Origin of the sequence: Kluyvera ascorbata ATCC 33433 (assembly GCF_000735365.1) — a bacterium.
Taxonomy (GTDB): domain Bacteria; phylum Pseudomonadota; class Gammaproteobacteria; order Enterobacterales; family Enterobacteriaceae; genus Kluyvera; species Kluyvera ascorbata.
On record NZ_JMPL01000040.1, the window covers coordinates 25,734 to 33,481 of the forward strand.

The 7,748-nt window shown below is 55.9% G+C and carries 6 protein-coding genes; 4 read left to right on the forward strand and 2 right to left on the reverse strand.

Translation table 11 applies throughout. The annotated features are described in order from the left end of the window. Window positions 1-26: 26 nt before the first annotated feature. Together fadA and fadB are read right to left on the reverse strand one after the other, a co-directional pair. Window positions 27-1,190 carry an acetyl-CoA C-acyltransferase FadA gene (gene fadA, locus GKAS_RS11655; RefSeq protein WP_035894432.1) on the reverse strand — a complete coding sequence of 388 codons (1,164 nt, stop codon included), beginning with the start codon at window positions 1,188-1,190 and terminating at the stop codon, window positions 27-29. A gap of 9 nt (window positions 1,191-1,199) precedes the next feature. After that, a complete protein-coding gene (fadB, locus tag GKAS_RS11660; protein ID WP_035894433.1) occupies window positions 1,200-3,389 on the reverse strand; it encodes a fatty acid oxidation complex subunit alpha FadB in 2,190 nt (729 codons plus the stop codon). Window positions 3,390-3,580: 191 nt separating this feature from the next. Here fadB and pepQ point away from each other — a divergent pair, with 191 nt between their 5' ends. The 4 genes from pepQ to hemG are packed head-to-tail and all read left to right on the forward strand — an operon-like array spanning window position 3,581 to window position 7,567. Then, window positions 3,581-4,912 carry a Xaa-Pro dipeptidase gene (gene pepQ, locus GKAS_RS11665; RefSeq protein WP_035894434.1) on the forward strand — a complete coding sequence of 444 codons (1,332 nt, stop codon included), beginning with the start codon at window positions 3,581-3,583 and terminating at the stop codon, window positions 4,910-4,912. After that, window positions 4,912-5,526, forward strand: coding sequence for an IMPACT family protein (locus tag GKAS_RS11670; protein ID WP_035894435.1), 615 nt, complete (start codon window positions 4,912-4,914; stop codon window positions 5,524-5,526). The genes pepQ and GKAS_RS11670 overlap by 1 nt, the downstream gene beginning before the upstream one ends. 43 nt (window positions 5,527-5,569) lie before the next feature. Then, window positions 5,570-7,021, forward strand: coding sequence for a Trk system potassium transporter TrkH (gene trkH / locus GKAS_RS11675; protein ID WP_035894436.1), 1,452 nt, complete (start codon window positions 5,570-5,572; stop codon window positions 7,019-7,021). 12 nt (window positions 7,022-7,033) lie between these two features. After that, complete coding sequence (gene hemG / locus GKAS_RS11680; RefSeq protein WP_035894437.1) at window positions 7,034-7,567, forward strand: menaquinone-dependent protoporphyrinogen IX dehydrogenase; 534 nt, start codon at window positions 7,034-7,036, stop codon at window positions 7,565-7,567. Window positions 7,568-7,748 lie beyond the last annotated feature (181 nt).

Sequence of the window (7,748 nt, forward strand, 5' to 3'; positions counted from 1 at the left end):
GCGCCCCGACTAACGGGGCGCGTTTTTTATACGCGCTCGATAACCGTCGCGATGCCCTGACCTAACCCGATGCACATGGTCGCCAGACCAAACTGGACATCCTTGCGCTCCATCAGGTTCAGCAGGGTGGTGCTGATACGCGTACCGGAGCACCCGAGCGGGTGGCCCAGCGCGATCGCGCCGCCGTTAAGGTTTATCTTCTGGTCAATCTGTTCCATCAGCCCCAGATCCTTAATGCATGGCAGGATCTGCGCGGCAAACGCTTCGTTCATCTCAAACAGATCGATATCGTTCGCGGTCAGGCCGGCTTTCTTCAGCGCCAGCTTCGAGGCCGGAACCGGGCCGTAACCCATAATGGATGGGTCGCAGCCGACCACCGCCATCGAACGGATACGCGCGCGCGGCGTTAAGCCCAGCTCGCGAGCGCGGCTTTCGCTCATCACCAGCATGGCGGAAGCGCCGTCGGAAAGTGCAGAAGAGGTGCCTGCCGTTACCGTTCCCGTCACCGGGTCGAAGGCCGGTTTCAGCGTTGAAAGCGCTTCAACGGTGGTCTCCGGACGAATGACCTCATCATAGTTAAACTGCTTCAGTACGCCGTCTGCATCATGGCCGCCGGTCGGAATGATTTCATTCTTAAAGGCACCAGATTGTGTTGCAGCCCAGGCGCGAGCGTGGGAACGAGCGGCAAACGCGTCCTGCATTTCACGGCTGATACCGTGCATACGGGAGAGCATTTCAGCCGTGAGTCCCATCATGCCTGCGGCTTTCGCCACGTTACGGCTCATGCCCGGGTGGAAATCGACGCCGTGGCTCATTGGCACGTGGCCCATATGCTCTACGCCGCCAACCAGACAGACCTGTGCGTCGCCGGTCATGATCATGCGGGCCGCATCGTGCAGCGCCTGCATGGAAGAACCACACAGACGGTTCACGGTCACTGCCGGTACTGAATGCGGGATTTCCGCCAGCAGCGACGCGTTACGGGCGATGTTAAAGCCTTGCTCCAGCGTCTGCTGCACGCAGCCCCAGTAGATGTCGTCGATGGCGGCCGCTTCCAGCGCGGGGTTACGCGCCAGCAGGCTGCGCATCAGGTGCGCGGAGAGATCCTCGGCGCGCACGTTACGGAACGCACCGCCTTTGGAACGGCCCATCGGGGTACGAATTGCATCAACAATAACAACCTGTTCCATCGTGACTCCTTAAGCCGTTTTCAGCTCACCAGCCGGACTGGCTGGCTCAACTGGAGGATAATACGCTTCGTTATGGCGCGCTTTGTCGCGCAGGCCGGCCGGGACTTCATACAACGGACCGAGGTGCTGATATTGCTGCGCCATATCAAGGTACTTCGCGCTGCCGAGCGTATCCAGCCAGCGGAACGCGCCGCCGTGGAATGGAGGGAAGCCCAGGCCGTAGACCAGCGCCATGTCGGCTTCTGCCGGGCTGGCGATAATGCCTTCTTCCAGGCAACGCACCACTTCGTTGACCATTGGGATCATCATGCGGGCAATGATCTCGTCGTCGCTGAAGTCGCGCTTCGGCTGGCTAACGTCTGCCAGCAGGCTATCGACCGCCGCGTCTTCTTCTTTCTTCGGTTTGCCTTTGCTGTCTTCTTTATAGCGCCAGAAGCCCAGGCCGTTTTTCTGGCCGTAGCGGCTGGCGTCGAACAACGCATCGATAGCGTCGCGATAATCTTTCTGCATACGCTGAGGGAAACCGGCCGCCATCACCGCCTGCGCGTGGTGCGCGGTATCAATCCCGACCACGTCGAGCAGGTAGGCTGGGCCCATCGGCCAACCGAACTGTTTCTCCATGACCTTATCCACCTTGCGGAAGTCCGCGCCGTCGCGCAGCAACTGGCTGAAACCAGCAAAGTACGGGAACAGTACGCGGTTAACGAAAAAGCCAGGGCAGTCGTTGACCACGATAGGTGTTTTGCCCATCTGGCTCGCCCAGGCGACCACTTTCGCAATGGTGCTTTCTGAAGTTTTCTTACCGCGGATGATTTCAACCAGCGGCATACGGTGCACCGGGTTGAAGAAGTGCATGCCGCAGAAGTTTTCCGGGCGCTCCAGCGCATCGGCCAGTTCACCGATAGGAATGGTTGAGGTGTTAGAAGCCAGGACGGTATCCGGGCGCACTTTCTGCTCGGTTTCTGCCAGTACCGCTTTTTTCACCTTCGGGTTTTCCACGACGGCTTCAACGACCACATCAACGCGGTCGAAACCGGCATACTCCAGCGTCGGCTGAATAGTTGAAATCACGCTTGCCAGCTTCAGACCGTTGATTTTGCCGCGTTCAAGCTGCTTGTTGAGCAGTTTGCTGGCTTCGGTCATGCCGAGGGTCAGCGATTTTTCATTTATATCCTTCATGATAACCGGCACGCCTTTCCAGGCAGACTGGTAAGCGATCCCACCGCCCATGATGCCTGCACCCAGTACGGCGGCATGTTTTGGCGGTTCGATGTGTTTGGTCAGTTTCTTCGCCTGACCTTTTACGTATTGGTCGTTGAGGAAAATACCGACCAGAGCACGGGCTTCATTAGAGTGGGCCAGTGGAACAAAACTTTTGTTTTCCAGATTGAGCGCTTCTTCGCGGCCAAAGCGCGCGGCGGCTTCAATCGTTTTCACCGCCGTGATTGGCGCGGGGTAGTGTTTACCCGCCGTCTGCATCACCATCGATTTAGCAATAGAGAAACTCATGGTGGCTTCAATCTTGCTGAGCTTCAGCGGCTCAAGTTTCGGCTGACGCTTGGCTTTCCAGTCGAGGTCGCCGTTAATCGCCTGACGCAGTACCGCCAGCGCGCCATCGATTAGTTTTTCCTGCTTCACGACGCCGTCGACCAGGCCAATCTTCAGCGCTTGATCGGCACCGACATCTTTACCGGCGGCGATGATTTCCAGCGCACTATCGGCACCCAGCAGACGCGGCATACGCACAGAGCCGCCAAAGCCCGGCATGATGCCCAGCTTGGTTTCCGGCAGACCGATACGCAGATCTGGCGTTGCCAGACGGTAGTCGGTGGCCAGCACGCATTCGCAGCCGCCGCCTAGCGCATAGCCGTTGACGGCAGAGATAGTTGGGACCGGCAAATCTTCCAGACGGTTGAAGACGCTGTTGGCGAAGTGCAGCCACTGGCTGAACTGTTCTTCTGGCACCAGGAACAGCGAAAGGAATTCGGTGATATCCGCGCCGACAATAAAGGCCGCCTTTTCAGAGCGAAGCAGCAGCCCCTTCAGCTCTTTTTGTTTTTCGAGGACGTCGAGCGCCTGCCCGAGGCTGGCTACGGTTGCGGTATCTAATTTGTTAACTGAGCCTGGGGCATCGAACACCAGTTCGGCAATGCCATCTTCTAGCCAGTTGAGGTACAGGGTGTCGCCTTTGTAGAGCATGTCAGTCTCCTGAATCCAGCAAAGTGATCTGGTCATACCAGATAATCAGGAGTGTGTATTTTGTGTTAAATAAATGCAAACAAGACTTTAAATATTTGCTGGTCGGATCACGTCCGGCGGAAATCACGCAGGGTGGGAGAGGTGTGCTAATATGCGGTGACTAAAGGGTAAAAAAATCAAAAGGGTAAATCATGGAATCACTGGCCGCACTCTATAAAAATCATATTGTTACCTTACAAGAGCGAGCACGTAACGCACTCGACCGTTTCAAACTCGATGCGCTGCTTATCCACTCTGGCGAGCTGATGAATGTTTTTCTGGATGACCACGCGTACCCGTTCAAGGTCAACCCGCAGTTCAAAGCATGGGTGCCGGTGACTCAGGTGCCAAACTGCTGGCTGCTGGTGGACGGCGTTAATAAACCGAAGCTGTGGTTCTACCTGCCGGTTGATTACTGGCACAACGTCGAACCGCTGCCGACCTCGTTCTGGACAGAAGAGGTTGAAGTCATTGCGCTGCCAAAAGCGGACGGCATTGGCAGTCAGCTGCCCGCTGCACGTGGCAACATCGGCTATATTGGTCCGGTTCCGGAGCGTGCGCTGGGCTTGGGCATTGCTGCGAGCAACATCAACCCGAAAGGGGTGATTGACTACCTGCACTATTATCGCGCCTATAAGACTGACTATGAGCTGGCGTGTATGCGTGAAGCGCAGAAGATGGCGGTCAACGGCCACCGTGCGGCAGAAGAAGCCTTCCGTTCCGGCATGAGCGAGTTTGATATCAACCAGGCCTATCTGACGGCTACCGGTCATCGCGATACCGATGTGCCTTACGGCAACATCGTGGCGCTGAACGAGCATGCGTCGGTGCTGCACTACACCAAGCTGGATCACCGCGCACCGGCTGAAATCCGCAGCTTCCTGCTGGATGCTGGGGCGGAATATAACGGCTATGCCGCTGACCTTACCCGTACCTGGGCGGCACACAGCGACAATGAATTTGCTCAGCTGATTAAAGATGTGAACACTGAACAGCTGGCGCTGATTGCCACCATGAAGGCGGGCACCAGCTACGTGGATTACCACATCCAGTTCCATCAGCGTATCGCCAAACTGCTGCGTAAGCATCAGATCGTGACCGATATGAGCGAAGAAGCGATGGTCGAAAATGACCTGACCGGACCGTTTATGCCGCACGGTATTGGCCACCCGCTGGGCCTGCAGGTGCATGACGTCGCTGGCTTTATGCAGGATGACACCGGCACGCATCTGGCAGCACCGTCTAAGTATCCATACCTGCGCTGCACCCGCGTGCTGCAACCCGGCATGGTGCTGACCATCGAACCGGGCATCTACTTTATTGAGTCTCTGCTCGCGCCGTGGCGTGAAGGTCAGTTCAGCAAGCACTTCAACTGGCAGAAAATTGAAGCGCTGAAGCCGTTTGGCGGCATTCGTATTGAAGATAACGTGGTTATTCACGAGAACAATATCGAAAATATGACGCGTGACCTGAAACTGGCGTAATGGAAAGCTGGCGAATACCGGCCGAGCCGGTCACCTTCGTTGAAGAGATAAAGAAGAGTCGTTTCATCACCCTGTTGGCGCACACCGACGGGGTGGTGGCGGCGAAAGCGTTCGTTGAGTCTGTACGTGCCGAACATCCAGATGCCCGCCACCACTGCGTGGCGTGGGTGGCGGGTCGACCGGATGATTCACAGCAGCTTGGCTTCTCTGATGATGGTGAACCGGCGGGTACGGCCGGTAAACCGATGCTCGCTCAGCTGATGGGCAGCGGTGTCGGTGAAATCACCGCCGTAGTGGTTCGCTACTACGGTGGTATCTTGTTAGGTACCGGTGGGTTGGTAAAAGCCTACGGCGGTGGCGTGCAGCAGGCGCTCAATCTGCTCACAACGCAGATCAAAACGCCGTTAACCGAATATACTCTGCTATGTGAATACGGACAGCTTGCGGGCATTGAGTCGCTGGTTGGGCAGTATGCCGGGCAGATTGTTGCCAGTGATTATCAGGCGTCGGTACAGCTCCGTATCGCGCTGCCGCAGGCAAAAGTGCATGATTTTTCCGCAAGACTGGCGGATTTTAGTCGTGGTTCATTGCAATTGTTGGCGATTGACGAATAATCCCCCTCCTGACTTTTTTTGATTATCAAAGGACGCGCCGGAAATGCATTTTCGTGCCATTACTCGAATTGTTGGACTTCTGGTCATCTTATTCTCGGGGACAATGATCCTCCCGGGATTGGTGGCTCTGATTTACCGCGATGGCGCCGGGCGCGCATTTACTCAAACCTTTTTTGTCGCGCTGGTGATTGGTTCGCTGCTGTGGTGGCCGAACCGTCGGGAGAAGGGCGAACTGAAATCGCGCGAAGGCTTCCTGATTGTTGTTCTGTTCTGGACGGTGCTGGGCAGCGTGGGTGCGCTACCGTTTATCTTCTCTGAACAGCCGAACCTGACGGTCACCGATGCGTTCTTTGAATCGTTCTCCGGTTTAACAACCACCGGGGCGACCACGCTGGTAGGGCTGGACTCGCTGCCCCACGCCATCCTTTTCTATCGACAAATGCTGCAGTGGTTTGGCGGGATGGGGATCATTGTGCTGGCGGTGGCAATCCTGCCTATTCTTGGCGTAGGTGGGATGCAGCTATATAGAGCGGAAATGCCGGGGCCGCTGAAGGACAACAAGATGCGCCCGCGAATTGCCGAAACGGCGAAAACGCTGTGGCTCATTTACGTACTATTAACTGTGGCCTGTGCGCTGGCGCTGTGGTTTGCCGGGATGCCCGCGTTTGATGCGATTGGCCACAGCTTTGCGACTATTGCCATCGGCGGCTTCTCCACGCATGACGCCAGCGTTGGCTTCTTTAATAGTCCCACCATCAATACCATTATTGCTATCTTCCTGCTGATCTCCGGCTGTAACTACGGCCTGCACTTCTCTTTATTAAGTGGACGCAGCCTGAAGGTGTACTGGCGTGACCCGGAATTCCGCATGTTTATCGGGGTACAACTGACGCTGGTGATTATCTGCACCCTGGTGCTGTGGTTCCATGACATCTATAGCTCGGCGGTGACGACGCTTAACCAGGCGTTCTTCCAGGTGGTCTCGATGGCGACGACCGCGGGCTTTACTACCGACAGCATCGCGCGCTGGCCGCTGTTCCTGCCGGTTCTTCTTTTATGTTCGGCATTTATCGGTGGCTGTGCAGGTTCAACGGGTGGTGGTTTGAAGGTCATTCGTATCCTGCTGCTGTTCAAACAGGGGAACCGCGAGCTGAAACGCCTGGTTCACCCGAATGCGGTCTACAGCATTAAACTGGGTAACCGTGCGCTGCCGGAACGTATCCTTGAGGCGGTATGGGGATTCTTCTCCGCCTACGCGCTGGTCTTTATTATTAGCATGCTGGCAATCATCGCGACCGGCGTGGATGACTTCTCTGCGTTTGCCTCTGTGGTGGCGACGTTGAACAACCTCGGCCCTGGGCTCGGCGTGGTGGCGGATAACTTTGCCAGCATGAATCCGGTGGCGAAGTGGATCCTGATTGCGAATATGCTGTTTGGTCGTCTTGAGGTCTTTACGCTGCTGGTGCTGTTTACCCCAACATTCTGGCGCGAATAACAGGAGTCAGCGTTGAAAACATTAATGCTCTTTTCTACCCGTGATGGGCAGACGCGCGAAATTGCGGCCTATCTTTGCTCGCAGCTCAGTGAGTTGGGTGTGGATACCGCTATGGTGGACTTGAATCGTACGGAAAGTATTGATTGGCAGCTGTATGACCGGGTGGTGATTGGCGCTTCTATTCGTTACGGCCATTTCCATTCTGCGCTCGATCGTTTTGTTAAGAAGAACACGACGGCGCTGCAGGCGATTCCGAGCGCGTTCTTTGCGGTGAATCTGGTAGCACGCAAACCAGAGAAGCGTTCTCCGCAGACCAACGGCTATACACGTAAGTTCCTGCTGCGTTCACCATGGCAGCCAAACGCCTGCGCCGTGTTCGCTGGCGCGCTACGTTACCCTCGCTATCGCTGGTTTGACCGCTTTATGATTCGCCTCATTATGAAGATGACCGGTGGGGAAACGGATACCAGTAAAGAAGTGGTGTATACCGACTGGGAGCAGGTGGCCGGATTTGCCAAAGAATTAGCGCAACTTTCGCCCAAATAGGGCGCTAAATCGACGCATTGCCTGGAAAATGAGCGAACGAAAAGTTTTTTAAGATTTATGCTTGCGGGATCTCAATTACTCCCTATAATGCGGCCCCACTGAGACGGAACAACGGCAAACAAGCCGCCGGGTCAGCGAGGTTCTCCTGAGAACTTCGACAGAGAAAAGCGAAATTAAACGC